General features: G+C 36.7%; 17 protein-coding genes and 1 pseudogene. 14 read left to right on the top strand and 4 right to left on the bottom strand.

Going from position 1 to position 26,564, the window contains the following annotated elements:
- Both ACFIJS_RS03585 and ACFIJS_RS03580 read right to left on the bottom strand, forming a co-directional pair.
- Positions 1 to 921 carry an electron transfer flavoprotein subunit alpha/FixB family protein gene (locus tag ACFIJS_RS03585; protein WP_375650037.1) on the bottom strand — a complete coding sequence of 307 codons (921 nt, stop codon included), beginning with the start codon at positions 919 to 921 and terminating at the stop codon, positions 1 to 3.
- A 51-nt stretch (positions 922 to 972) separates the two neighbouring features.
- Positions 973 to 1,719 (bottom strand): electron transfer flavoprotein subunit beta/FixA family protein, encoded by a 747-nt coding sequence (locus ACFIJS_RS03580; protein WP_375650035.1) that lies wholly within the window; start codon positions 1,717 to 1,719, stop codon positions 973 to 975.
- 524 nt (positions 1,720 to 2,243) lie between these two features.
- Between ACFIJS_RS03580 and ACFIJS_RS03575 the strand changes: the two are divergent.
- From ACFIJS_RS03575 to ACFIJS_RS03565, 3 genes and pseudogenes are all read left to right on the top strand, one after another.
- Positions 2,244 to 3,061 (top strand): annotated as a pseudogene (locus ACFIJS_RS03575) (hypothetical protein).
- 178 nt (positions 3,062 to 3,239) lie between these two features.
- Positions 3,240 to 4,160 (top strand): sulfite exporter TauE/SafE family protein, encoded by a 921-nt coding sequence (locus ACFIJS_RS03570; RefSeq protein WP_375650032.1) that lies wholly within the window; start codon positions 3,240 to 3,242, stop codon positions 4,158 to 4,160.
- Between the two features lie 2 nt (positions 4,161 to 4,162).
- The gene (locus tag ACFIJS_RS03565) at positions 4,163 to 4,972 is read left to right on the top strand and encodes a TIGR02186 family protein (protein WP_375650030.1); all 810 of its coding nucleotides are present in this window, start codon (positions 4,163 to 4,165) and stop codon (positions 4,970 to 4,972) included.
- Between the two features lie 21 nt (positions 4,973 to 4,993).
- Here ACFIJS_RS03565 and ACFIJS_RS03560 read toward each other — a convergent pair whose 3' ends face one another.
- Positions 4,994 to 5,275: a DUF6460 domain-containing protein gene (locus ACFIJS_RS03560; protein ID WP_375650028.1), complete on the bottom strand. Its 282-nt coding sequence runs from the start codon at positions 5,273 to 5,275 to the stop codon at positions 4,994 to 4,996.
- 1,098 nt (positions 5,276 to 6,373) lie between these two features.
- On the opposite strand from ACFIJS_RS03560, the gene ACFIJS_RS03555 reads away from it, so the two are divergent.
- From ACFIJS_RS03555 to ACFIJS_RS03515, 9 genes are all read left to right on the top strand, one after another.
- Positions 6,374 to 7,999 (top strand): ABC transporter substrate-binding protein, encoded by a 1,626-nt coding sequence (locus ACFIJS_RS03555; protein WP_375650025.1) that lies wholly within the window; start codon positions 6,374 to 6,376, stop codon positions 7,997 to 7,999.
- Positions 8,000 to 8,417: 418 nt separating this feature from the next.
- Positions 8,418 to 9,848 (top strand): exodeoxyribonuclease VII large subunit, encoded by a 1,431-nt coding sequence (gene xseA, locus ACFIJS_RS03550; RefSeq protein ID WP_375650023.1) that lies wholly within the window; start codon positions 8,418 to 8,420, stop codon positions 9,846 to 9,848.
- Entirely contained in the window at positions 9,826 to 10,452 is a 627-nt protein-coding gene (locus ACFIJS_RS03545) for a DNA-3-methyladenine glycosylase I (RefSeq protein WP_375650021.1), read from the top strand. Before xseA ends, ACFIJS_RS03545 begins: the two co-directional genes overlap by 23 nt.
- Positions 10,453 to 12,095: 1,643 nt before the next feature.
- Entirely contained in the window at positions 12,096 to 13,721 is a 1,626-nt protein-coding gene (locus ACFIJS_RS03540; protein ID WP_375650019.1) for an ABC transporter substrate-binding protein, read from the top strand.
- A 376-nt stretch (positions 13,722 to 14,097) separates the two neighbouring features.
- On the top strand, positions 14,098 to 15,699 hold the full coding sequence (locus tag ACFIJS_RS03535) for an ABC transporter substrate-binding protein (protein ID WP_375650016.1): 1,602 nt from the start codon (positions 14,098 to 14,100) through the stop codon (positions 15,697 to 15,699).
- Positions 15,700 to 15,809: 110 nt separating this feature from the next.
- Positions 15,810 to 16,883 carry an ABC transporter permease gene (locus ACFIJS_RS03530; protein WP_375650014.1) on the top strand — a complete coding sequence of 358 codons (1,074 nt, stop codon included), beginning with the start codon at positions 15,810 to 15,812 and terminating at the stop codon, positions 16,881 to 16,883.
- A gap of 2 nt (positions 16,884 to 16,885) precedes the next feature.
- Positions 16,886 to 17,815: an ABC transporter permease gene (locus tag ACFIJS_RS03525; protein WP_375650012.1), complete on the top strand. Its 930-nt coding sequence runs from the start codon at positions 16,886 to 16,888 to the stop codon at positions 17,813 to 17,815.
- The gene (locus tag ACFIJS_RS03520) at positions 17,808 to 18,692 is read left to right on the top strand and encodes an ABC transporter ATP-binding protein (protein WP_375622445.1); all 885 of its coding nucleotides are present in this window, start codon (positions 17,808 to 17,810) and stop codon (positions 18,690 to 18,692) included. The genes ACFIJS_RS03525 and ACFIJS_RS03520 overlap by 8 nt, the downstream gene beginning before the upstream one ends.
- The gene (locus ACFIJS_RS03515) at positions 18,679 to 19,461 is read left to right on the top strand and encodes an ABC transporter ATP-binding protein (protein ID WP_375650009.1); all 783 of its coding nucleotides are present in this window, start codon (positions 18,679 to 18,681) and stop codon (positions 19,459 to 19,461) included. The genes ACFIJS_RS03520 and ACFIJS_RS03515 overlap by 14 nt, the downstream gene beginning before the upstream one ends.
- 592 nt (positions 19,462 to 20,053) lie before the next feature.
- On the opposite strand, the gene ACFIJS_RS03510 is transcribed toward ACFIJS_RS03515, so the two are convergent.
- Positions 20,054 to 23,923: an autotransporter outer membrane beta-barrel domain-containing protein gene (locus ACFIJS_RS03510; RefSeq protein ID WP_375650007.1), complete on the bottom strand. Its 3,870-nt coding sequence runs from the start codon at positions 23,921 to 23,923 to the stop codon at positions 20,054 to 20,056.
- A gap of 783 nt (positions 23,924 to 24,706) precedes the next feature.
- On the opposite strand from ACFIJS_RS03510, the gene ACFIJS_RS03505 reads away from it, so the two are divergent.
- Together ACFIJS_RS03505 and ACFIJS_RS03500 are read left to right on the top strand one after the other, a co-directional pair.
- A complete protein-coding gene (locus tag ACFIJS_RS03505) occupies positions 24,707 to 25,837 on the top strand; it encodes a metallophosphoesterase (protein WP_375650004.1) in 1,131 nt (376 codons plus the stop codon).
- Positions 25,838 to 26,259: 422 nt separating this feature from the next.
- A complete protein-coding gene (locus ACFIJS_RS03500; RefSeq protein ID WP_375650002.1) occupies positions 26,260 to 26,511 on the top strand; it encodes a hypothetical protein in 252 nt (83 codons plus the stop codon).
- The last annotated feature ends 53 nt before the right edge of the window (positions 26,512 to 26,564 follow it).

Raw genomic sequence — 26,564 nt, 5'->3', positions numbered from 1 at the left:
TTATAAAGCTTTCTCTAATTCTGGAATAATTTGGTGGAGATCACCTACAAGGGTGTAATCGGCAATTTTCATGATGGGAGCTTCTTCATCTTTATTAATGGCAACAATAATTTGTGCATCCATTATACCGGCTAAATGCTGGATTGCACCGGAAATGCCAACGGCGATATAGAGTTCAGGGGCAACAACTTTTCCTGTTTGTCCAATTTGCCAGTCATTGGGAGCATAGCCTGCATCAACTGCTGCGCGGCTGGCACCTAAAGCGGCATCTAACTTGTTTGCAAGGGGAAGAAGAAGTGCCATAAATTGTTCTTGAGAACCAAGACCACGCCCGCCTGATATAATAACACGTGCAGAGGTAAGATCAGGACGATCACTTTTGTTGGTTTTTGCTTTTACGAAAGAGGAAAGATTTGGATTGGGAGCTGGTGTTATTATTTTAATGGGAGCAGAATTATTTTGGGAAGGCGTTGGTGTGAAAGAAGCTGTGCGAACTGTTATAATTTTTTTATGATCATTGGTGCGTATAGTTTCAAGTACATTGCCTGCATAGATGGGGCGTTTGAAGGTATCGGGTGAAAGAACGGCGGTAATATCTGAAATTTGCATAAGATCAAGAAGGGCTGCTACGCGTGGCATCACATTTTTCCCAGTGCTGCTGGATGCAGCCATGATCACATCATAATCATTTGCTAAGGTAAGAATTGTATCTGCTATAGGCTCGGCAAGTTGATGGGCTAAATAGTCTGCTTTTGCAATAAGAACTTGCCGCACACCATTAAGTTTAGCATTATTTTTCGCTATAGTTTGAATTTTTTCTCCGCAAATCAGAATATCGATATCATTACTGAGTGCGCGTGCAGCGGTGAGCACTTTTGCTGTTTCGTCTGTATTATGATCAGCCAATAAAAGAATTGCCATAAGTTTTTGCCCTTTTATGTGAGTGTTGCTTTTACTCTAGTGGTGAGAATATTAAATGCAGTTCTTTTGTTTTAGTGCACTGACAAGCTCTACTACATTCGCCACTTTAATACCGGATTGACGAGGTTTTGGCTCTTCAACGCTTAAAATTGTTAAGCGTGCTTCCGTATTGATGCCAAGATCAGCAAGAGATTTTTGTTCAATGATTTTCTTTTTTGCTTTCATGATATTGGGGAGAGAGGTGTAACGCGGTTCATTGAGCCGTAGATCGGCGGTCATAACCATGGGAAGGGGAAGACAAAGGGTTTGTGTTCCATTATCAACTTCACGAATAACTGTAGCATGCCCATTTTCTATGTTAAGATGTGAGGCAAAAGTTGCCTGTCCCCAACCAAGAAGAGCAGCGAGCATCTGTCCTGTTTGGTTGCTATCGTCATCAATTGCTTGTTTTCCTAAAAAGACCATATCGGGTTTTTCTTCATCAACAAGAGCTTTGAGAACCTTAGCAATTGCTAAAGGTTCAAGTGTTTGATCCGTTGTAACAAGAAGTGCGCGATCAGCTCCCATTGCAAGTCCTGTTCGTAGAGTTTCTTGGGCTGCTTCTGGGCCAATTGAAACAAGAAGAACTTCTGAAATTTTACCGGATTCTTTCTGGCGAATGGCCTCCTCCACGGCTATCTCATCAAAAGGATTCATAGACATTTTTACGTGAGACAGATCAACGCCTGTACTATCGGGTTTGACGCGTATCTTGATGTTATAATCAACAACACGTTTGACAGCGACAATTATCTTCATAATGATCCTCTTTGTTTGTATAATCACAAGTTTATAGCAATACTCATAAGAAACCAAATTGTTTAGAATGAAGTCTCATTTATAACTTGTGTTCTCTTTCATATAAGCTTTTTCTACATTTATTTGTACTTTCTCGTCGTCATTTTCAATCTTCATATTTTTGCATTTCCATAATTGGTCTTATTTGCTTGAATAAGAAGTGAATAAGAAGTAAAAAACAATCTCTCTTATGAGAATATTCTTTTTTAGTTTCTTATGCTTTGTCTATGATGAAGCAATAGATTCTTTATGCAATGAAAAATTGAGTGAAAAAGATAAAAATGAGGGAATGATTTTGCTCTTCAAATCTTGAAGACAGAAAAATTAAAGATCTTTCTTTCAAATATTTTGGATAAAGATTGGGGGAAAATATTTCTAACAAAAAAGTTTTTGGGAGTTCTTAAAGCTCTATTTACTAAAATAGAGCACACTTTCTTATCATTTGTTGCGATTCTTTTCAAAAAAGTTATGAGGGGTAGGCGTTTGTGAATACGAAGGGTCATACGATCGATCAGGCGACCAATCAGGTTAGGAACGGTAAATTCTTTTCTTTTGTTGAACAGAAAGAGAGAATGGATACTTCTGTAGAAGTAACGATGTCGGATATTGCTCAAAAGTTACGCACCGTTTATGCGCAAATGCAAATGAAGCCTTCGCCTCGTTCTTTGATGCAGCAGAGTTCTGTAGAAGAGCATTTTAAATCTTACTTAGATGATATTAGTCGGGCCATTTTGGCTGAACATTATATACGTCGTCAAAGAGAAAAAAAGCTTTTTGAGTCTTTAGAGCAGATTAAAACAATTGTTCAAAGTTTGCAGAGTGAAAAAAAAAGCTTAGAAGAAGCAACGGTCACACGACGGGTGTCTCGTTCAAAATCACCTGATTCTGTTGTACAAAAACTTGCTCATATGGAATGTAAGGGAAATCAAGAAGGTTTATTCCTTCAAAAGGTGCAAAATTTTTCAAAACAAAACGATATAATTCCACTCCAAACAAATGTTGAAAATACGTTGCAGCAAGAAAATGGAAGCTCTTTGCCCAGTGATGCTCTGAAATCTTCTTTTAAAAAGGATGAGGGAGTAGTGAAGCGTGCTGTGATAGAAGAAAAGGGTATGATGGGTGTTCAGGCATCTAATCATTGCATTGAGAATGATTTTTCTTCTTTAAAGGCGCAGTCTCGGGAACATGTCTCGTTTTTATCTTATTTGGTAAAAAAAGTGTTCTCTGTTTTTTAACCGTTGTATTTGTGGTAGCGATAACGTTATGTTTTTATAGCTTTTTAAAAGGGGTTTGTTTTTTTTAATTTTTATGATGTTGATGTTAATAGATGTGAAATGTATTGCGCATTCGTGTTTGTGCGAAAGCTATAGCAACTAAAATTATCTTTTTAAACACGCAATAGAGATTATTGGAAAAGAGGATAATTGGAGAAGGATTCTCTAATTGTTAAAAAACCTCAAATTATCTTGAAGGTTCTGTAAGTGAGTATTTATTTACCAATTGCTGAAATGTCACTCAATATGCTGATCTTGATTGGTATGGGAGTCGTTGCTGGTTTTTTTTCAGGCCTTTTTGGAATCGGTGGTGGGTTTCTCATCACACCGTTATTGATTTTTTATAATGTTCCTCCTGCTATTGCTGTTGGAACAGGTGCTAACCAGATGATTGCGTCATCTGTAACAGGAGCGATTACACATTTTAGAAGACGTACGCTCGATATTAAACTTGGTATTCTTTTGGCGATTGGAGGAGGGGTTGGTTCTTTAATCGGGATTCAGGTTTTCTCTTTGTTGAAAAAGTTAGGTCAATTAGACTTAATAATTTCGCTTCTTTATGTGATTCTTCTTGGAAGTGTAGGAAGCTTAATGATCGTTGAAAGTTGGTATGATATGATGCGCAAGCGTAAGGCAGGAAAAGCCAATATTCGTCTTGCTGGTCGACATAACTGGATTCATCGCTTACCTTTAAAAATGCGTTTTCGGACATCTATGATATATGTTAGCATCATTCCAGTTTTAGGGATTGGTCTCGTTGTGGGGTTGTTGTCTTCTATTATGGGAATTGGCGGGGGGTTCTTTATGATACCAGCATTGATTTATCTTCTGCGTGTTCCAACCAGTGTGGTGATTGGGACTTCACTTTTTCAGATTACATTTGTGTCTTCTTTCACGACAGTTTTGCAAAGTATGACAAATCAGTCCGTTGATATTGTCTTGGCTTTTTTGTTAATGCTTGGAGGAAGTATTGGTGCGCAATATGGAATAAGAGCTGGACGGAAATTAAAGGCTGAACAATTGCGTATGGCACTTGCATTTTTAGTGTTGATTGTATGTATGCGTCTTGCTTTTCAATTATTTATACGCCCTGATAATCTTTTCTCTTTGGATATTCTTATGAGATAAAAATGGGTAGATTATTTTCTTTATGTATCATTGCAAGTTGCTTTTATTTTATTCCTTTTTCTACATGGTCACATGTTGGGACGCCGGCTACACTCATTAATCAAGTTGATCACGAAACTGTCCAAATTATCGTAACAACGAATACGATTACTGTGGATGCAAATTTTGCTGGTCGTGATCTTTATATTGCTGGTGTTTTGGAAAATATTGATCCGTTATATTCTCGACAGAACCGTTATGATATTATTGTAAGCTTGGAGGGACAAGATCGGACAATGGTGATGCGAGAAAAAAAACGCAATGCCGGTGTATGGGTTAATACAGATTCTCTTATTTTTAAAAAGGTTCCTCTTTTTTACTCTATGGTCACAACACGTGAAATTGGCGATATTACGAGCATTGAAGACTATAAACGCTTGGGGTTAGGATTACTCTATTTGCTATTGCAGACAGATGAACAAGATCAGAAAAAAATACAAATTTTTCGCGATGAACTTATAAAATTGCAAAAAGCTAAAAGCCTTTATTATGAGGAAGTAGGTGGTGTTCGTTTTGGTTCAGATACGCTTTTCACAGCACATTTTCGTTTGCCAGCAAATATTCCTGTTGGACATTATAAAGTTCGTGCTTATCTTTTTCGTGATGGACAGTTTATTGATAGTGCGACAACGACTCTTGAAATTGTTAAAGCACATATCGCTTATACAATTTTTTATGCGGCGCACAAGTATCCTTTTTTATATGGTATTGTTGCAGTGATTGTTGCTATTACTACAGGATTTTTATGTCGTTTGATTTTTCGAAAAGATTAGTGCAAGGAAATGTTAAGGCGCTTATTTTTTATGAAAAATTCGTAAGATAAGAAAAATAGGCACAACAATAATAGCTCCCGTCATAGTTATATGGAAGAAATTTGTAAGTGTTATAAATCCTGCTTCCCATAGTGATTGAAAAAAATCTACTATTTTTTGTATGAGGTTTTGAGGTGTCCATTCTAAAAAATTCATTACGATGCCAATGAAGAATGAAAGGATAAGCAATTTTAGACTAACACTGCTTAATGTTCCTCCAAGAAAAGCATGAGAAGAATACAACAATTTTTTCTTTCGGTTCATTTTAATATGCTTTCGAAGATCGTGTTTTTATTATATATCATAGTACAGCGATGTTATTATCATAAAATAAAAACATTTTTTTATTTTTTCTTACTTTTTTGAGTTCACTACCTTAGTACTGGTGTAATAACAGTGCTGTTTTTTGAAATATACGCGTATTTTATTGCATTTTCGCGATATTTTTATGGCGCTTCTTTCATTAAATGAAGGGATATCCTTTTGTTTCTGAGAATTTGTAGAGAAATTTATAACGTTGCGATATGTCGCGTCAGGGTGAGAGTTTTTGTTCGTTGAAGATTTTGCAACCGACTTATTGTTGTTGTGTATAGAAATAATATTTCAAGACAGTTTACTTAAAAAAAGACTATCTATTCTGATTAGGGTGTGTTTAGATAGGTATTATATTTAGGTATTTCAACTTTAGTGCATTGGAAAGATCTTTTTTTCTGAAAAAATGCAAGCAATGAATTGAGTGTTGTTAAAGGAGCAAAGGTATTTAAAATACGATATTGAAAAAAGTTTTGTTATGTACAGACACGTGAGGGAATGTCAGAGGTTTATGGTGACTGTGCTCCTTTTATTTGGAAATAAAATATAATTAGAAGCCGTTATTTAGTGGGGAATTATGGAAAAATTCAAAATTCCTTTTACAGAAGGGGTAGAGGTGGTTGATGTTGGTCGATGGGCAAATTTTTCTGTTTTGTTGAAATATAAAATTATTATGAAAGCTCTTTGTTCTTAAGGTTTTTTGAGCTAACAGGGGATAGTCCTTTAATGGCATAAAAACGCTAGAGTAAATGAAGAGGAAAACTTGTCCGACAAGAGAGAAAAAATCTTTGTCGTATAGCTTTCAATGGTAGATGTTGTAATATTATCAATAGATTTGTGATGGGTTATGTCATTCATCATATATTAGATTATTTTTCGGTGCATATTGAGGGTTGTTTATAACTATGGCAGGAGGAGTGGTTGGTAAGTGGTGTTGTTTGAAAGTTTTAATACTTTATCTCTCAGAGCCGATGGTTCGTCTAATTTTATTATTTTGCGCATTCTTGTTGCGTGGGGAATTTATACAATAAACTTTAAAAGGAAAAGTCTATGAACTTAAAAAGAAAAATATTGAAAAGTAGCGGATCTCTTGTTTCTGCTCTTATGGCACTGGGGGTAGTTGTACAACAGGTTCCAGCAAAAACACCGGCTAATACTCTTGTGATGGCTTGGAATCTTGATGCAATCAGTACGTTTGATCCTGCGCAGCTCACTGATGTTTATGGAAGTGAAATTGTTCGCAATGTTTGTGATAACTTGGTCAGTACTGCGACAGATGATCCTGCTAAAATGGTTCCCGCTTTAGCAACGCATTGGGATGTTTCAGGTGATGATCACAGTACAGTGATTACGTTTCATTTGCGTGATGGTTTGAAGTTTAATAATGGCAAACCAGCCAAGGCTAATGATCTTGTTTGGGGTATGAAGCGGGTTGTCAAATTGCAGATGGCTAATGCGGCAATTTTTAATGAATATGGAATTACAGAACAAAATGTTGATGATGCTTTGCAAGCTCTTGATGAGAAAACGGTGGTGATGAAATTTGATAAGCCTTATCCAGCAGAGCTCATCCTTAATAATATTGTTGCAAGTCCTGCAACAGCTTTACTTGATCGTAAGACGATTATGAAGCATGAAAAAAACGGTGATCTGGGAAATCAGTATTTGAAAACTCATGCCGCTTGTGTTGGTCCTTATCAGTTAAAAAGTTGGCGCCCTGGAGAAGCTATTTTATTGCGTGTAAGCTCTCACTATTGGGGACAAGCACCTAAACTAAAGCAGATTTTAATTCGTCATGTTGCAGAGCCTGGAACTCAGCGTTTGTTATTGCAAAAACATGATATTGATGTTGCTCGTAATTTGACGCCTGAAGATCTTGCAGATTTGCAAAAAACAACAGATGTTAAAATCAAAGAAGTGTTAGAACCATCCATGATGTACTGGGGATTCAATACGACGAATCCGATTTTTGCTAAGGAAAAAGTACGCTTGGCGATGCGTTATCTCATAGATTATGAAGGTCTTGGCAAGAAGCTTCTCAAAGGGATTGGTATTCCACGGGCAAGTTTTATTCCTCTTGGCAATTTTGGGGCTTTGGATGAAAAAGAAGGACAACCCTTTAAGCTTGATATTCAAAAAGCCAAGCAACTTTTAGCAGAGGCCGGTTATCCGAATGGATTTGAGGCAAATTTTCTTGTGTCAAATGCTCCTTATACTTTGTTACTTGCTCAGTCACTCCAAGATAGTGCTGCGCAGGCAGGGGTGCGTCTTAAAATTGAGCGATTGGCAGGTACACAGTTGTTTTCCAAACTTTATGCCAGGGCTTTTGATACAATTTTTGTCGGATGGAATAATGATTCTGCGGATCCTCATACAATGGCTTCACGTCTTATTTACAATCCAGATAATCGGTTTAAGGCAAAAAATACAGCCTATCCTAGTTGGCAGCACGGGTATTTTGATGCTAAGATGAATCAAAAAGTTGAAGAGGCGTTGTTTCAAAAAGATCCGCAAAAACGGGCGAAAATATATGCTGATTTACAACGTGAACTTATGCAAAAAGGACCTTATGCGTTTATCTATCAGAAATATGGCGTTGTCGCTATGACACCGGATATCAAAAAGTGGGTTTGGAATAGTGCACCACATATTTTTTATAGTAAAATTGAAAAATAAACGTGTCTTCAATGCTGTTCAATAGATACAGGACATCGTCATGATATATTCGGCGTATTGTATAAATTTTCAAGCTTTGCAATACGTTGAAGATAATAGGTAATGCGTGATATATTGTTGAATGTCTTTTCAAGACATTTGTTTAAGGAGATTTTTCATTCTCATTAGAGGTGTGTTTGTGTAGAGGTTAAGATTGAATATTTTAACTTCTATTGATACAATTCTCGGATGGAATAATGACTCTGGAGATCCCCATACAACGGCTTCAAGCTTTTTTACAACCCTGATAATCGTTTGAAATTGAAAATATAAGCTGTTCTAGCTGGTGTTATGAGTATTTTGATGAAGCTATAAATAAAAAGTTTAAAGATGTGTTGTTTCAAAAAGATTCACAGAAACGGGCGTAAAGAATTGAACAATGGTAAGTTTGTTTAGCGAAAAAACAGGTGTAACAAATGTGGCAGAATTTACTGTTTCCGAAATAGCAGGGGCTCTAAAGCGTGTTGTTGAAGAAAAGTTTGGTTATGTACGGGTGCGTGGGGAGATATCAGGTTATCGTGGTACTCATGCTTCGGGACATGCTTATTTTGCTTTAAAAGATGATAAGGCACGGTTGGAAGCTGTTATTTGGCGTGGAGTGATGGAAAAGCTCAAATTTCCTCCTGAAGAAGGGATGGAAGTGGTTGCTGTTGGTAAACTTACAACTTATCCAGGGTCATCGAAATATCAAATTGTCATTGAGGTTCTTGAACCAACGGGGGTTGGTGCTTTGATGACACTTCTTGAAAATCGTAAGAAAAAGTTTGTGGAAGAAGGCTTATTTGATGAAGCAAAGAAAAAACCTTTGCCTTATATGCCCCGAATTATAGGTGTTGTAACATCACCAACAGGTGCTGTTATTCGTGATATTATTCATCGTATATCCGATCGTTTTCCGTTACATATTTTGGTTTGGCCTGTACGTGTTCAGGGGGAAACAAGTGGGAGAGAGGTAGCTGTTGCTGTTGAAGGTTTTAATGCTTTTGCTCCAGGAGGACTTATTCCAAAGCCTGATCTTATTATTATTGCACGGGGAGGGGGAAGTTTAGAAGATTTGTGGGGGTTTAATGATGAAGCTGTTGTTCGTGCTGTTTATGCCTCTGCTCTTCCCGTTATTTCTGCTGTTGGGCATGAAACGGACTGGACTTTAATTGATTATGTCGCTGATTGGCGTGCTCCAACTCCTACAGGAGCGGCAGAAAAGGCTGTTCCCGTTAGGCTTGATCTTGAAGTGTGTGTTGCGTCTCTTGGGGCACGTTTGCGCAAGGGGCTTGTGCGTTCTTTTGATTTTCATCAACAAAAGTTGCGTGCAGCCAGACGTGGTCTTCCCACTGTCGACCAACTTTTTGCTTTACCACGGCGTGGTTTTGATGAAATTTCAAATCGATTACAGCGTGCTCTTTGTGTGAGCTACGATAAAAAACGTTTTTCTTTTCATACTCTTTGTTTACGTCTTTCGCTACGCTTGTTAAATAGTGAAAAAGCACAACGCAATACAAAGGAATATACGGCGCGCCTTCATCGTGCTTTTGTGCGTAGTGTGGAAAAACAACGGGCTCAAATGGAGCTTGCATTTAGGCTTTTAAAAAGCACTTCTTATCAAAATATTTTAGAGCGTGGTTTTGTTTTGGCTTTGGGAAAGGATAATAAGCCCATTAAACGGTTGATTCAGTTTCCTGAAACAGGGAAAATAAATTTACGCTTTTTTGATGGTGATATCAGTGTTGCAATACAAGAACCTGTTTTTTCTAAACGTTCAAAATACAAGCAGCTAAAGTCGCCAAGCGATGATCAAGGAACTCTCTTTTAATACGGTTAATGCCATGCTTGCAGAAGGGCTTCTTAAGGGAGTGGATGGAAAAGTTCGTTGCGCATGGGCTGGAACGGATCCACTTTATTGTGCTTATCATGATAACGAATGGGGAAAACCTGTTTTTGAGGATATCCGTTTGTTTGAAAAAATTTGTCTTGAAGGTTTCCAAGCGGGGCTTTCTTGGTTTACAATTTTGAAAAAACGCTCTTTTTTTCGTATTGCATTTGATCACTTTGACTTTGAAAAGATTGCTCATTATGATGAGCTAAAGGTGCAAATGTTAATGCAGAATAAAGACATTGTTCGTCATCGAGGAAAAATTCAATCAGTGCTTAACAATGCACTTAGAGCACAGGAAATTATAATAAAGTGGGGGAGCTTATCCCACTATTTTTGGTCTTTTCAACCACCACAATCAGAGCGTTATGAAAAGATAGACTTTCAAACACTGTCGGCTCATCCTATAACCCCTGCTTCTCTTCGTCTTTCTCAAGACTTGAAGAAACGTGGCTGGACATTTATTGGTCCTACAATTTGTTATGCTTTTATGCAGTCCGTAGGGATTGTTAATGATCATCTTGAAGGATGTTTTTGTCGATAAATTGGCAAACTTTCTTTTGTAAAGGGAATGATCAATAGGATAATAATCAAATTGTTTAACAAATGTATAGATTATACAACTCCACTATATAAGATAATTGAAATATACAAACTATACTATACAATACAATACAATATTAATGATTTTCTAATGTTGTTGGCACTCAAACCGATAAAGGTATAATTTTGAGGATGAAAAAACAGATGCAAAAAGGAGTGATACCTTAACTGTCATATATCTGAAGTTAGATAATAGTAATGTCTTGTATGTTTTAAAGAAACATCTCGTGTACCAAAGCTCATTTTGCGATGCAGCCCGTGAATGATATAATAGTAAATCCATTGTGCACTCCATCTTTACACTTATGAAGGAGAAAATCGTCACCATCACACACTTTACGAGCTCTTAATGTTGTGCAACAGTCCTTGGCATTTGAAATGGTTCAGAAGAGGTGTTTTTATTTCTGTTAATGACGTGACCGTTATAATAAGTAATGAATATTTTATTCGTGTTTATTGGCGAATGCAAAGTGGTTTTTAGATGGGGTGCTGTTGTTGCATTGTTATATTTTACTTGGGTTATATGACTGTTGGTTTATTTGTGTGTAGGTCGATTGCTCAATACTTACCTAGGCAATATAAAATGAAATGCAGCGACGAAAAATTGAAATTAAATGACTCAAGCTGCTTGTGTTGGGTTTTATTATCTGATAACTTTCTTCTATTAGAGAGTGATCTTGCCGCGTGTGCGCTCCAATTTTTTGGAAGATGATTAAGCTCAGGCAGGTTTGTATCCACTACATCGCTTAGTTGAATCTCTTTATGTTTCTGCTGGAAACGAGAGTTTTGTTGCAGTATGTTGTTTTCTGTTCTATTTTTATAGTGTTAAAGCAATGAAGCACACTAAAGGTTAGAAGGGTTTATATTCGTTATGTCTTTGGGGGGTGGTGGTCTAATGAATTTTGTTTTTATCGATGGAGAAGTGTATTTTAGTGTGTATTCTTTTATTCCAAGCTTTATCTCTCAAAAGATAAAGCTTGGAAGGGATGATTCTTCTTATTGTTCCTTTATCTTTGTTAACGTGTTTGGTTTTGTTGGTAAAAACGTAAGACTTTTGACACTTAGTTTTCAAAAGATTAAGCAGATTTTTGTAAGGGATAGAGTTTTAGAAAAGATCTTTATCTTATGTCTTTCTGCTGTTTTAGTGCAGTCTTGATCATGTAGTAAAGATGCGCCGCATCTTGAAATTGAGCATTTGAGGAGAATGACGATTTTTAAAGTGTACATATTTTATTTTAAATACTGCCTAAAGGAATAGAATAGTGAATTCATAAATCTTTGTGCAATGATTTTTTTAAACTTACCATTTGGGGGGCTGCAAGGCTTATCATTTTGATGATTAATGGGGGCTGATATACTGCATTATCGTATGCAAAGAAAGGTTATGAAAAGAATGTAATATTGGTTAGCAAAACATATATTGCATGTTCGCTATATTTTGATTGAGACGTGGGACAATGAATTTATAAAGTAAATAACTCTGTATAGGCGATTAGAATGTATTTGTTCAATGTGTATAATTATAAATTTACTATGTTATTTTAGTGTAATTAATTAATAAAAAATAAATAAAGGGAAAAGTTTATGAATTTAAAAAGAAAAATATTGAAAAGTAGCGGATCTCTTGTTTCTGCTCTTATGGCACTGGGGGTAGTTGTACAACAGGTTCCAGCAAAAACACCGGCTAATACTCTTGTGATGGCTTGGAATCTTGATGCAATCAGTACGTTTGATCCTGCGCAGCTCACTGATGTTTATGGAAGTGAAATTGTTCGCAATGTTTGTGATAACTTGGTCAGTACTGCGACAGATGATCCTGCTAAAATGGTTCCCGCTTTAGCAACGCATTGGGATGTTTCAGGTGATGATCACAGTACAGTGATTACGTTTCATTTGCGTGATGGTTTGAAGTTTAATAATGGCAAACCAGCCAAGGCTAATGATCTTGTTTGGGGTATGAAGCGGGTTGTCAAATTGCAGATGGCTAATGCGGCAATTTTTAATGAATATGGAATTACAGAACAAAATGTTGATGATGCTTTGCAAGCTCTTGATGAGAAAACGGTGGTGATGAAATTTGATAAGCCTTATCCAGCAGAGCTCATCCTTAATAATATTGTTGCAAGTCCTGCAACAGCTTTACTTGATCGTAAGACGATTATGAAGCATGAAAAAAACGGTGATCTGGGAAATCAGTATTTGAAAACTCATGCCGCTTGTGTTGGTCCTTATCAGTTAAAAAGTTGGCGCCCTGGAGAAGCTATTTTATTGCGTGTAAGCTCTCACTATTGGGGACAAGCACCTAAACTAAAGCAGATTTTAATTCGTCATGTTGCAGAGCCTGGAACTCAGCGTTTGTTATTGCAAAAACATGATATTGATGTTGCTCGTAATTTGACGCCTGAAGATCTTGCAGATTTGCAAAAAACAACAGATGTTAAAATCAAAGAAGTGTTAGAACCATCCATGATGTACTGGGGATTCAATACGACGAATCCGATTTTTGCTAAGGAAAAAGTACGCTTGGCGATGCGTTATCTCATAGATTATGAAGGTCTTGGCAAGAAGCTTCTCAAAGGGATTGGTATTCCACGGGCAAGTTTTATTCCTCTTGGCAATTTTGGGGCTTTGGATGAAAAAGAAGGACAACCCTTTAAGCTTGATATTCAAAAAGCCAAGCAACTTTTAGCAGAGGCCGGTTATCCGAACGGATTTGAGGCAAATTTTTTCGTATCAAACACTCCTTATACTTTGTTACTTGCTCAGTCACTCCAAGATAGTGCTGCGCAGGCAGGGGTGCGTCTTAAAATTGAACGTGTGGCAGGTACACAGTTGTTTTCAAAAGTGAATGCACGGGCTTTTGATACGGCTTTTGTCGGATGGAATAATGATTCTGCGGATCCTCATACAATGGCTTCACGTCTTATTTACAATCCAAATAATCGCTTTGAAGCTAGAAACACTGCTTATCCTAGCTGGAAGCATGGGTATTTTGATGCCAAGATGAATCAAAAAGTTGAAGATGCGTTGTTTCAAAAAGATCCGCAAAAACGGGCGAAAATATACGCTGATTTACAACGTGAACTTATGCAAAAAGGACCTTATGCGTTTATTTACCAGCAATATAGCGTTATAGCGATGACACCGGATGTCAAAAAATGGGTTTGGAATAGTGCACCGCGTATTTTTTATAGTAAAATTGAAAAATAAGAGTGTCTTTTCGTATTGTCAAAGGTAAAAATAGCTTGATCATAATTGCATGATGAAAATATTTTTTCACATAAAAGTCCTTCAGTTTTTTAAAGGATGAAACTGTGAGGGATGTTTGTTCTATATATGATGGAGGTCGTTTGTTAAGGAGGGATGAATATAGAAAGTTATATTGGAGAGGATCTTTGTTTGTGGCTACAGATTCTCTGCATCCCGAATATAGATTAACGTATGAGAGAATTATTTTATAGAAGCTTAGTTTGATTAAATGAAGTTGATGTTTGATACTATGCTGTTTAAAAGATGAAAGAGCAAAATCACAACCGCTATGTGTGAAAAGGCACAAGAATACAATAGGAAGGAAAATGGGGAAAAAATGTTGAAACAATTTACTGTTTTATTAGGCATAATAGCTTTTTTAAATGGGGGTGTAATATCAGTATTCAGTGCTTCATCTAAAGATGTATTGGTAATGGCATGGAATATTGATTCAATTAATAGTTTTGATCCAGCGCAAACTGTTGAGGTTGTGACGAGTGAGTTATTGACGAATATTTGTAGCGCGTTAGTGCAATATGATGAGCATGACCCTACAAAAATTCGCCCTGCTATGGCCAAATCTTGGGATGTTTTAGATAATGGCAAAAGAATAGTTTTTCATCTTCGTGATGATTTAAAGTTCAATGATGGAAGAACAGCAACGGCACAAGATTTGGTGTGGTCGATGCGGCGGATTATTAAATTAGGATTGAGCTATGCCCAATCTTTAATGGATTATGGGTTTACCAAAAAAAATGTTGAAACAAATATTCAGGCTCTTGATGATAAGACTTTACAATTAAAATTAGATAAATCCTATCCCATTCAGCTCATATTGACTGTTATTGGACAATCTTATGCTTCTGCTTTGCTTGATCGGAAAACAATTGAAGCGCAGAGTATTAACGGTGATATGGGGAATAAATATTTAGCGACACATTCAGCTTGTGTTGGACCTTATAAATTGGTGAGCTGGTTTCCAGGAGATAAAGTTGTATTAGAGGCTACACAGCATTATTGGGGCGATGTGCCTAAAATTAAACAGATTGTTGTGCAGCATGTAGCAGATTCATCAAGTCAAAGACTTCTTTTGGAAAAAGGTGATGTGGATATAGCGCGTGATCTTTCTTCAGAGGATATTTTAGATCTTGAAAAAAAGGGAGGACCGGTCAAAATTAGTCGTGTTTTGCGCCCCCAGATTATTTATCTATCATTAAATAATAAGAATGCAATTTTTGCAAACGAAAAGGTCAGATTGGCACTTCGTTATTTGGTTGATTATAAAGGTCTTGGAAAAACTGTTTTGAAGGGGATTGCTATTCCGCGGGCAACTTATATGTCCTTGGGTGTTCCAGGTGCTTTGGATGAAAAAGAAGGTCTGCCTTTTAAGTTGGATTTGAAAAAAGCAAAACAGTTGATTACTGAGGCTGGTTATCCGAACGGTTTTAAAGCTAATCTTTTAGTTGGAAGCCTTAGTTATATGTCGTCTGTTGCACAGTCTATTCAAGCCAATGCACGTAAAATTGGTATTGAACTGACAATTGAAAAAATGGCACAAAATCAATTGTTGAGCCGTGTACGTGGTGGAAATTATGATACTGCTATTATGGGTTGGGGGAGTGCCGATCCTGATGGACATCCCGCTTCATTAAATCACGTGTTTAATCCTGATCCAACATTTACAAAAAAGCACAATATGTATTTAGCTTGGCGCGCTGGGTATTATGATGAAAATATTAATAACATGGTGATGGATGCTTTGTTTGAGAAAAACCCCGATAAGCGTATCATGCAATATCGTACTTTACAGCATTATGTGCTAGAGCATGGTCCTATGGTTTATTTATTTCAGACATATTATACCGTTGGTATGGGACCTGATGTCAAAAAATGGATTTGGAACAGTTATAGACTTTATTACAATGAAGCAGAAAAATAAAAAGAAGCATGTTATAGAGAAGGATTGTAGAACATGCTTAGTAAGAGATTGTTTCGTTATATAAAAAGGTATTTGCTTTATGTTTTGTCACTACAGAGGGGATTTTTATAATGGTTTTGCCATTTTCAGAGACTGAAAGAGATGTATCAGAAAAGCAGAAAAAATTACTTTTATGGGATTTTTTATGCAAAGGATTGAAACTTCTTATTTCAGTTTTTATCACATTGCTTGGGTTGGTAACGATTACTTTTTTTCTTGGTCATCTTCTTCCTCTAGATCCAGTTCTGTCTATTCTTGGTGATAATATCAGTCAGGAAGCTTATGATGCAATGTATTATAAGTTGGGTCTTGATAAGCCGTTGATTGTCCAATATTGGAAGTATCTTCATAATGTATTTTTATTTGACTTTGGAGATGCTTTAACTTCTGGGCGTCCTGTTCTAGACGATATTATGCGTGTATTTCCTGCAACATTAGAGCTTGCAACCGTTGCTATTGTTATTGGCACAAGTCTTGGAATTCCGTTTGGTGTTTTTGCAGCAATGTATCGCGATTCATTTATTGATTATGTTGTCCGTGTTTTCACACTTGTAAGTTATTCTACTCCGACGTTTTGGCTTGGATTAATGGCGTTGTTAATATTTTACGCCAAGCTTGGCTGGGTTGGTGGTCCAGGACGTATTGATTTTCTTTATGAATATTCTTTTGAACCAAAAACAGGATTTTTCCTTTGGGATACGGCAAGCCAAGGACAATGGGAGGCTTTTGGTAATGTTTTTAGTCACATTATCATGCCTGCTTTAATCTTAGCTTTCGGTGCTATGGCTTATATTAGCCGTATGACTCGTGGTTTTATGATTGAGCAGCTTAATCAGGAATATATCATTACTGCACGTGTAAAGGGTTTATCGTGGGCGCGAACGGTATGGAGACATGCCTTTAAGAATGCTGCTGTTCAGGTTATTACCGTTGTTGCTCTTTCTTATGCTTTTTTATTAGAAGGGGCTGTTTTAACGGAGACAGTTTTTGCTTGGCCTGGTTTTGGACATTACTTGACAAATGCTCTTTTAGCCGGAGATATGAATGCAGTTGTAGGGTGTACTTTACTTGTAGGATTTATCTTTGTCGCCATTAATTTATTTTCTGATTTGCTTTATCGCATTTTTGATCCAAGGACACGTTGAATATGACAGTAAGTAATCATCATAAATCGCAATCATCATCTTTTGGGGGCTGTTGGTTAAACGACCCTGTTCCAAGCTCCATAATTCAAGCGAACATACAAAGAATTTATCACGCGCTGGTTAAGTTTTTTCATAACTTTTCGGCTGTATTTGGTTTGCTTATTATTTGTATTATTATCATATGTGCATTCTTTGCTCCTTGGATTGCTACGCATGATTTTCTTAGCAATGATCTAGGGCATCGGTTGCAGCCACCCTCTATGGCGCATTATTTTGGAACAGATGAATTAGGACGTGACATTTTTAGTCGCCTTGTTTTTGGTTCCCGTATTACTCTTTATGTTGTTTTTCTTACAACAGTTATTGTAGGTCCAATAGGGCTTATTGTTGGAACTGTATCTGGTTATATGGGGGGATGGGTTGATACTGTGCTCATGCGCATTGTCGATATTTTTCTTGCTTTTCCAGGTTTGATTTTAGCTCTTGCATTTTCAGCCGTATTGGGACCAGGGATTGAAAATGCTTCTATTGCAATTTCAATTGCAGCATGGCCGCCAATTGCACGTTTAGCACGTGCTGAGACTTTGACAATACGTTCTTCTGATTATGTTTCTGTAGTTCGCTTGCAAGGGGCTTCTGCTTGGCGAATTATTTTGTTTCATGTTGCGCCCATGTGTATTCCTTCAGTGATTGTACGATTAACTTTAGATATGTCTGGAATTATTTTAACGGCTGCTGGTCTTGGGTTTTTAGGGTTGGGAGCTCAACTTCCAAGTCCTGAATGGGGGGTGATGCTTTCTTCAGGGCGGGAATTTATGATGACAAATTGGTGGTTGGCGGCAATACCAGGTTGTGCAATATTATTTGCAAGTCTTGCTTTCAACCTTTTAGGTGATGGTCTTCGTGATGTATTGGATCCACGCAATGGGTAATAAATTATTAGAAGTAGAAGATTTACATATTTCTTTTCCTACAACGCGCGGCATTTCAGAAGTTGTGCGTGGCGTTAGTTTTTCTGTTGGAAAAGAAAAAATTGGAATTGTTGGTGAATCCGGATCTGGCAAATCGATGACTGGGCGCGCAATACTAAGGTTGAGTCCAAGAGCAGCCATTGTTAAAGCTAAAAAAATGCGCTTTGAGGATGTTGATTTATTGACCGCAAGTGAACCTCAGATGCGAAAAATCCGTGGGAAGCGTATTTCAATGATTTTACAGGACCCCAAATATTCACTTAATCCATTAATACGAATTGGTGAGCAGATTATGGAGGCTTACCGTATTCATTACCGCGTTTCAAAAGTTGAAGCGCAGGAACGGACTATATCTATGTTAGAATCTGTTCATATTCGTGATCCTGAACATGTGATGCGCCTCTTTCCTCATGAAATATCAGGGGGGATGGGGCAGCGTGTGATGATTGCAATGATGCTCATTCCAAAACCTGATTTAATTATTGCTGATGAGCCAACATCTGCACTTGATATTACGGTCAGACGACAAGTTTTATCTGTATTAGATGAACTTGTGACAAAATCTGGAACGGGACTTATTTTCATTAGTCATGATTTGAATATGATTGCTGATTTTTGTGATCGTATTTTGGTGATGTATGCGGGCCGTGTGTTAGAAGAATTGCCTGCTTCTGATTTGTCTCACGCTTGTCATCCTTATACGAAGGCATTGCTCGCGAGTTTGCCACGGCTTGATAATCCTGTTGATGTTTTGGCTGTTCCTGAGCGTGATCCTGATTGGTTGTATAATCCTACGATTGTTAATGGTGTTGAGGAGGTTCCTCATGACAAATTGTAAGAATATTATTGATGTTTCTAATTTATCTGTAACTTTTGGTCATAGGCATAAGGCAGTAACAGTTGTTAAAAATGTTAATTTTCATATTAAGCGTGGTGAAGCTTATGGTTTGATTGGTGAATCCGGATGTGGAAAATCAACTATTTTGAATACGTTGGTGGGGCTTATTCCAGATTATAGTGGAAAGTTCCTTTTTGCTGGAAAAGAAGTCGAAAAGAAAAGAAGTAAGGATTTTTTACGCCGTATTCAAATGGTTTTTCAAGATCCTTATGCTTCACTTCATCCAAGAAAAATGGTCCATACGGTTCTTTCTGAATCTATCAAAATCCATAGGATGGATAATCAAAAGGAGCGGGTGGAGGATGCTTTAGATTCCGTTGGTTTAGATTCTTCATTTCTTTATCGTTATCCTCATGAGCTGTCTGGAGGGCAGCGTCAGCGTATTGCTCTTGCACGTGCTTTAATTATTGAGCCAGAGGTTTTGTTGCTTGATGAGCCAACATCTGCATTGGATGTGTCGGTACAGGCTGAAATTTTAAACTTGTTGAAATCGTTGCGCGTGAGAAAAAAGCTTACTTATTTGATGGTATCCCATGATCTTGCTGTTGTTGCACATATTTGTGAACGTGTTGGAATTATGCATAAAGGGATTATTCTTGAAGAGCTTAACAATGATGAATTGCGTAATTTACATGCGCAACACGATTATACAAAGGAGTTTTTTGAAGCAAGTATAGAGCCTATCGTTTATAGAGAGCAAAGAGTATAATCGATTTTTCAAAAGAGAAAATACATTTTTCTGTTTTAGACTTCGAGAAGTATTTAGTATCTTTGTTGTAATAGAGAGTTTTTGTATTTTTTATAGTGTAAGATATTTATCAATATAATTTATTTAAGAGAAATTTTAGCTCTCATATTTTTCACTTTATTAGGCGTACAACGTTATGAGTCATCTGCATGACTCATAACGCGCATTATGTATTTTTTGCATAGTTTGTTGATTATAAATTTATGTTTAGAAGTTTTCATTGTAGATGAGCATTAAGCTTGTAAGAAATAATAGGTGATTAATAATGCTATGTTTTCTAAGAAAATTTATTCTTTAGGGTATATTTTAATTTTTATTATTTTTGATTTGTTTAATATTTTTTACAGTTTTAGCTCTTATTTATCAAAAAATACTAAGTTTTATTCTTTTCAAAAGAAGCATTTTTTTGAAAACTTTATCAACAATAAATGATAATTACTTAACTATTTTTTCTATTCTTAAAAATAGATTTCATATACAAAAAAGGCAGTACAGTATACTGCCTTTTTTGTTAAATTAAATAGAATGAATAGGCTATTTTAACAGTTTTGTTTTAAAACTGATAGCGTATTCCTCCTGAAAAGTTTGTTCCGGATATACCGGTTTTTTGCAGCTTTTTTCGATAGTTTACATCACCATGGAGGGCTAAACTGCGAGACAATTTTGCATTGATGCCAAGCCCACCTTCAATGGCAAACCCCGTTGGATCAAGGGAAAAGGTGTCGCTCATTTGTATGCTATGATCATCACCAAAGGTTTGAAGTAAGTTTACTTTCCCATAAAAGGAAAGAGTGCGATCTTTTTTGGTGTTAACAATGGTTTTTGTTAAATGTCCACCAATTCTCACCAGCCATTGATAAGGTTCGCCGATATCAACTTTAAGGTTATCGGCATCAGAAAAGGCGTTAAAGATTAGACGCTGGTAAACAAGCTGTGCCTGGGGTACAAACGTGAGCCCTTTAATACCCGTTGTGAATTTTTGACCTATTGTTGTTGAGGCAATTAACATTTTTATATCATCGACTTTAGTGGTACTTTTAGCGATGGCTGTAGAGATATTTCCTTTCCATATCCCATAAGAGAAGAGTGTATCCATATAGAAACCGCTATTATGCTCTATACCGCTGTAAGCTGTGGCTGACCATTTGTTAAACGTACTCTTGTCTGCATCTTCTATATCCTTTGGGGTGAGAGATAATTGCCCATAGGTTCCGGTAAGTCCCCAATATAGGGTTGTGTTTTGGCCATTTTGTGCAGAAGCCGTAAAACCTGCTTGTGTAGCAGCATAGCGGATGTTTGTTTCATAATCATATTGAGATGATAAAGTTGCTATACTTCCATATGAAGACAAGAAGAAGCCCTTCTTCTTTTTATCCTCTTCTTTTCCCAAATCTGTTGTTCTCAGATCAGCTAACAGAGTACTTTGTTGGGCCATATCGATAAAACCAGCGTAGAAGAGAGTATTAGGTACGGCTAAATAGCTTGCTACTTGTGGTAAAATCAATTTTTGCAAACGGAAATCCCAGAAATTATCATTTTCTCCCAACAGGTTTTGAGTTTCATTTGCAGCACCATAGCTGGATGTTGGTCCATAAGCGGTAAGCTTATATTTATAAGGTGAACCAGTTGCTTGGATATAACTATTGGCTAATTTGAAGGAATTTTCATCTGCATTTCCAGAAACTTGAATGAGCGAAAATCCACTGGTATTGGAAGAAGGGCGAAAAGCTTCTGTTATATTATTGCTATCTTTGACATCACTCATAACATAAACTGTTGTGGTGCCTAAGACATCCCCCTGAATCAGAAGTCGATCATTTTTTTGATCGGTTATATCAGAACTCTCAACAGATCCAATATTAAAAGAAATCTTTGCATCACCAGAAGCATTGTAGACTGCTTGTGTGTTTGCTTTCCCAGAACCTATATGCAATGTTTGGTAATGATCTTCTGTTGGTTTATCAAAAATAATGGAGCTGTTGTTGAGGTTTAGCACAGAAACATCAGAACGAGATCTTTGAGAAATATCAAGGAGATCACCATCAGCATCTTTTTCGTTTTTGCTGATTTTCAACGTCCATTTTGTATCGTTTTTCAGATCAAAGTGTAAATTTCTATCTTTAGCAATATTCGCTCTGCCTTCTAGAGTAGACTGATCTGCGCTTAATGTGAAGGTGCCGTTGGAGGTCGCTTTAACCTCTTTACCATTCCACAAATCTTTATCTTTCCATGATGTTTTGTCCCAAAAAATACCATCTCCTAATAACACGTCAGCATGGACTTTTGATTTTTTAAGATTGACTGTGCCGATTGATGGAGTTGCTGCATCTTCGATGCTTTTTTCAACAACAGTCCCAATGAGAATCCCTGTACCATTTTCAGCATGAAGCTCTGCATTGGTCAGATTGATCTCATTGCTATGATGTTTTCCTAGATCATTTGATTCATCCGGTTTGTTAGTAGGGAGAGCTAAGAACTGCAAACCAGCAACTCCTGCTGTTATGGAAGCATTCATGACATCAATATGTCCGTTAGCTCCTGCCCATAGTGCAACTTTTTTTGCGTCTATTTCATTTTTTATTGTATTCTGTGTTGCTTTAATATCACCATTAATCATCTTAATCGTGCTATTATTTCCTGCAGAAAGACCAACATCAAAATTTTGAATGGTTGTTTTACCATTTAATTCGACTGTACTACCAAGCTCCGCAACGTTTACACCAACGGTTGCTTTTTCGGACTCACCACCGGTTATTGTTAAATCTCCGCTAATGATTTTACCCCCACCATCTGCATAAAAACCTTCATCAACATTTTGAATGGTTGTTTTTCCCGTTAACTGAATTTCACTCCCAGTGTCCCCTGTCCATACACCAGATCGTGCTTCATTGGGGTTTTTATCAATTACTTCACCACCGTTTATTGTTAAATTTTCACTGGTGATTTTACCACCATCAGCTGCTCCAAGACCGTTCCAAGTATTGTTAATTGTTGTATTGCCATGCAATTCAATTCTGCTATCAGGACCAATTGCAAGTGCACCGGTTCCTTTACCATCTGTTGTTAGATCAACATTCGTGGCATCAATTTGTCCACCATTTTCTGCAAATAATGCAGTTTGTTTATTCCCTATTATTGTTACTTTTCCTCCTGCCATTGTGATCTTAGATCCTGAACCCTCTGCACGGACTCCATAACCATCAGTTGATGTAACTTTAGCATCACCGGTTAAAGTAATAGTGCTGCCGTTCCCAGCATATACCCCATCATTTTTCCCATCGAATGATCCTCCAGAGACTGTTATTGTGGAGTGATCATTAGCTAAGAGAGCTTTTTCTGCGTTCTTAACGGTGACATTTTTTAAAATAACCGTGCTTTCCTTATCAGCACTGACACCTGTGGTTATCGGTTTATCATCGCTGCTACTTGTTATCACGACATTTTCTAGCTTGTTTTTGTCACTCTTGCTGTTTTCAAAAGAAGCTCCTGTGCCGGAAACAGTGATAGATCCTTCTGTCATTTGAATGACACCACTGTTTGCTTCAAGTCCGATGATAGCCTCTTTAATGGTTGCATTATCATGCAAATTAATCATGCTGTTAGGACCAATGGATTTTGCGCCAGTTCCTTTGTTATCTGTGGTGAGAGTGATATCCATGACATCAATATATCCGGCATTTTCTGTCAACAGAGCACTTTTTTGCCCTTTTACAGTTCCCCCAGTCATTGTGATCGTTGCATTATCATATCTCGCCCAGAGGCCAAAAGTACCAGATGTTACTGTGACATTGTCGTTTAAAGTAATGGTGCTGCTGGTAGAATATATCGCTTCGCTTTTTGTATCAAATATTCCACCAGAAATCGTTATTTGAGAATTATCATCACCCCGTATGCCGTTCCACACTTTTGTAACAGTTACATTTTTCACAATAACATTGCTGTTTTTGGTGTACATTCCTGCGGCTACGTTATCATTAATGCCTGATATCTTTACATTTTCCAGTTTGTTTTTGTCACTTTTGCTATTTTCAAAAGAAACAGACGTTAGCTCAGTTGTAATGGATCCTCCGGTCATTTGGATTGTACCACCGTCTTTTGCTCTTAGACCGAAATGAATATCGTCAGTCCCTTTAATGGTAGTTTCCGATAACTCAATCCCGCTGTTAGAGCCCTCAGCTGTTACTGCAGCAGATCTACTCGCTGTGCCTAAAGGAGGGCTTGTGTCTTTATTTCCGATCACAGTTAAATGCTTACCGATTATTTTTCCACCGTCTTTTGCATGAAGAATATCATAGGTTTCGTTAGAGACTTCTTTTGTTTCTTCACCAGAAACTACAAGAGATTTAGCTTGTGCACTGAACTGGATGTTGAATAGGATGATAGCGGTTGCAGCCGCGCATGATGAAAGGGATATTTTGTACACTAGTATCTCCTTATGAGAGTTCCCAAATATTCATTTCCCCGAAAACTTCATAAAAAGAAGTGAAAAATGGATAGTCTTTATTAATTTCGATAATTGTTTTTGTTTAGTAAGATATTTTTGATTAATTGTCAAAATTAAAAATTAATTTATATTAAACCTGTATGAATTTATATTTAAAAACATAATGTATTTATAGTTATTTATATTATATAATTAAATTTAATATAAATATATAATATTTTAGTTTAAATATTATTATAATACTTATATAAATTATATTATTTTTTTATAAAATTAATGATAATATTTATGTGACAATTCTATAGTTTTATATTTTATTAAAGTGAGTGATGAGGGTAATACTCAAACACTTTTTCTAGATTTAGCATAAGATTCTAATGTATTTGATCTTGATATCCAAAGAAGTTGGCTGCTCTAGTATCCAGAATGCATTTTTTCTCCTGGTGGGGATATTTTTATAATATACGAACACTTGCTAGATTTCTGCTAAATGCTTAGTTTTTGATAAGCTGTTGATGTATCGATGGCATTTGAAAGAGCCAGAGTCCAAGCTCATAAATCTCAATTAATTAAAGTGTTTCAAGTTGAAAACTTGAAATCGAAAGTACTTTTATATCATCCAATTGTACTTTCATTGAAGGAATATTGCTTTCATTATTTTGAATTTTTGACACATTTTTGACAAAAAAAATCTAAAAAATCACTTCTGAGCGATTTTTATAACAATAAAATACGTAAAGTTTGATGGGTGGAGATGTATTTATGAGATATAAAGTTGAATTGGTAATCACTGTGATTGCTTTTACTGTCTCTGGTTGTTTTAATCTTGATTCTGAAAAATTAAAAAAGGACGAGAGGCTTTATCATGATGCATTCATGGATTGGTCTCTGAAAGAAAAGTCTCTTGCAAAAAATTATACGGCTATCATCATGGCTGATCCGCAACCGTGGCGTTTAAACTCTGGTGATGCCAATGGAATATCAAACAGAGAGCCATGGTTAAAGATAAATGAGCAGGTTGCTGGTGTTATAAAAGCGCACAAAGCTGCGTTCCATATTGTTAATGGTGATTTGACGGAGTTTGGGGAACAAAAAAACTATGATGATTATAAAAATGTTTATAAAACCCTTGGAGCGCCTGTCTATGAGGGGTTAGGGAATCACGATTATGCCAATAATGTTGGTAAGTGTACGAATCCTCAAGAATTCAATTTTTACAAAGATGCCTGTGCTATAAGCGCAGTTTCAAGAATGGTATCGGAAATCAAAAAATATCGTAGTCAATTATCGCATTTTAATGCAGACGTTACTGAAAATTTGGTTTCCACTTCGGGTGGAAATATTCGCTCAATAAGGGGGAGTTTGAGTTATTCTTGGGATTATGGAGATGTTCACTATGTACAGCTTCACAATCATCCAAGCTATACGGTTCGTTTGAAGGAGCAGTCTACAGAAGTGCGAATTAATAAATCTTTGGATTGGCTTAAGAACGATTTAGCTGCTGCTGATGCAAGAGGTAAAGTGACAATCATTAATTTTCACGATGCTCGCGCAGCTTCCATTGATGGTAAATCCGTTTTTATTCGTAAAGAGAATGCTAGAGATTTGTCGGCCTTTAAGTCAATTATTACCTCTCATAATGTCAGAGCAATATTTGTAGGGCACACACATTATCAGTCCTATTGCCGTGCAAAAAATGATAAGGTTTTTGGAAATATTCCTGTCTATACAGCTGGGGCGCTTTTTAATGGAGATTATTACCTCATAGATGTGAAAGGAAAGACCATTCACGTTAAAGCCTATAATGGAGAAATAGGAAAACCGCTTTTAATCAAAGATCTTGGTGTTATAGGGAAAGATACAAAATTTTCTGCAAGTTGCAGTAAGTTATAATAGGGTTTTTTCTCTTTGTTTTAAAGCATGAGAAATAAAGGCGTTGTGTGTGCCGATTTACAGAAGCAATAGAGGGGGTAAGTGTAACTTAAGAATAGAACAAAAAGTCAGATATTTTTTTAAAAACTATTAAGGTTTTAGGATGCTCTTAAGTGCAATGGTTTAATGTGAACTGAGCTTTAATACAAAGCAGAATAGTGATTATGTGATTATTTTTCTATTTTTTTAAGGGTTTCGTCTTTAAAAAGAAGGGGAGCATATTCAGTGAACATTGATAATTTTGCCAGCATACATTGTCCAAAATTACCAAAAAGGCTGTTTCTATTGTTTTGTTGCACTATAATTATTTAAGTTATACCCGTGGTTAGAGTCAGTAATATCTACGCGTGTGCAATTCTATTCCTTTTCATAAAGAAAGCTCTTTGTTTCGACCAGTTTTTTTACTTATAATCTTCAAAAAATTGATGTTTTGTGATGCTGTAAAATTTCTCTTTTCGCGCTCGATGACTTTACTTGTGGCAGCGTTTCGAGGGGTTGCGGTTTCAGGTGCGGCATTTTCTGCCTCTTTTGGCTTTATTGGGACAGTGATCGAAGTGGTTGGGGCAAGTATTGCCTCTGTTGTGGGGGGTGTTTTTACCCCAATAGGGACTTGGTTGCTGCTGTTGTGGCGGTGATCATGGCTGCTGGTTTTGCTTTGTGGAAATATTGGGATCGTTTCTCTTCTTTT

The organism is Bartonella sp. OT172YNZD (genome assembly GCF_042193725.1).
Classification (GTDB): Bacteria; Pseudomonadota; Alphaproteobacteria; order Rhizobiales; family Rhizobiaceae; genus Bartonella; species Bartonella grahamii_A.
Note: the sequence above shows the minus strand (reverse complement) of the source record. Positions and strands in the feature narration are given on the sequence as shown.

What these genes read in the sequence shown, in the direction of transcription:
- ACFIJS_RS03585 (WP_375650037.1), bottom strand. Translation starts at nt 921, where the DNA reads ATGGCAATTCTTTTATTGGCTGATCATAATACAGACGAAACAGCAAAA.
- ACFIJS_RS03580 (WP_375650035.1), bottom strand. Translation starts at nt 1,719, where the DNA reads ATGAAGATAATTGTCGCTGTCAAACGTGTTGTTGATTATAACATCAAG.
- ACFIJS_RS03565 (WP_375650030.1), top strand. Translation starts at nt 4,163, where the DNA reads ATGGGTAGATTATTTTCTTTATGTATCATTGCAAGTTGCTTTTATTTT.
- ACFIJS_RS03560 (WP_375650028.1), bottom strand. Translation starts at nt 5,275, where the DNA reads ATGAACCGAAAGAAAAAATTGTTGTATTCTTCTCATGCTTTTCTTGGA.
- ACFIJS_RS03555 (WP_375650025.1), top strand. Translation starts at nt 6,374, where the DNA reads ATGAACTTAAAAAGAAAAATATTGAAAAGTAGCGGATCTCTTGTTTCT.
- xseA (WP_375650023.1), top strand. Translation starts at nt 8,418, where the DNA reads ATGGTAAGTTTGTTTAGCGAAAAAACAGGTGTAACAAATGTGGCAGAA.
- ACFIJS_RS03545 (WP_375650021.1), top strand. Translation starts at nt 9,826, where the DNA reads ATGATCAAGGAACTCTCTTTTAATACGGTTAATGCCATGCTTGCAGAA.
- ACFIJS_RS03540 (WP_375650019.1), top strand. Translation starts at nt 12,096, where the DNA reads ATGAATTTAAAAAGAAAAATATTGAAAAGTAGCGGATCTCTTGTTTCT.
- ACFIJS_RS03535 (WP_375650016.1), top strand. Translation starts at nt 14,098, where the DNA reads ATGTTGAAACAATTTACTGTTTTATTAGGCATAATAGCTTTTTTAAAT.
- ACFIJS_RS03530 (WP_375650014.1), top strand. Translation starts at nt 15,810, where the DNA reads ATGGTTTTGCCATTTTCAGAGACTGAAAGAGATGTATCAGAAAAGCAG.
- ACFIJS_RS03525 (WP_375650012.1), top strand. Translation starts at nt 16,886, where the DNA reads ATGACAGTAAGTAATCATCATAAATCGCAATCATCATCTTTTGGGGGC.
- ACFIJS_RS03520 (WP_375622445.1), top strand. Translation starts at nt 17,808, where the DNA reads ATGGGTAATAAATTATTAGAAGTAGAAGATTTACATATTTCTTTTCCT.
- ACFIJS_RS03515 (WP_375650009.1), top strand. Translation starts at nt 18,679, where the DNA reads ATGACAAATTGTAAGAATATTATTGATGTTTCTAATTTATCTGTAACT.
- ACFIJS_RS03505 (WP_375650004.1), top strand. Translation starts at nt 24,707, where the DNA reads ATGAGATATAAAGTTGAATTGGTAATCACTGTGATTGCTTTTACTGTC.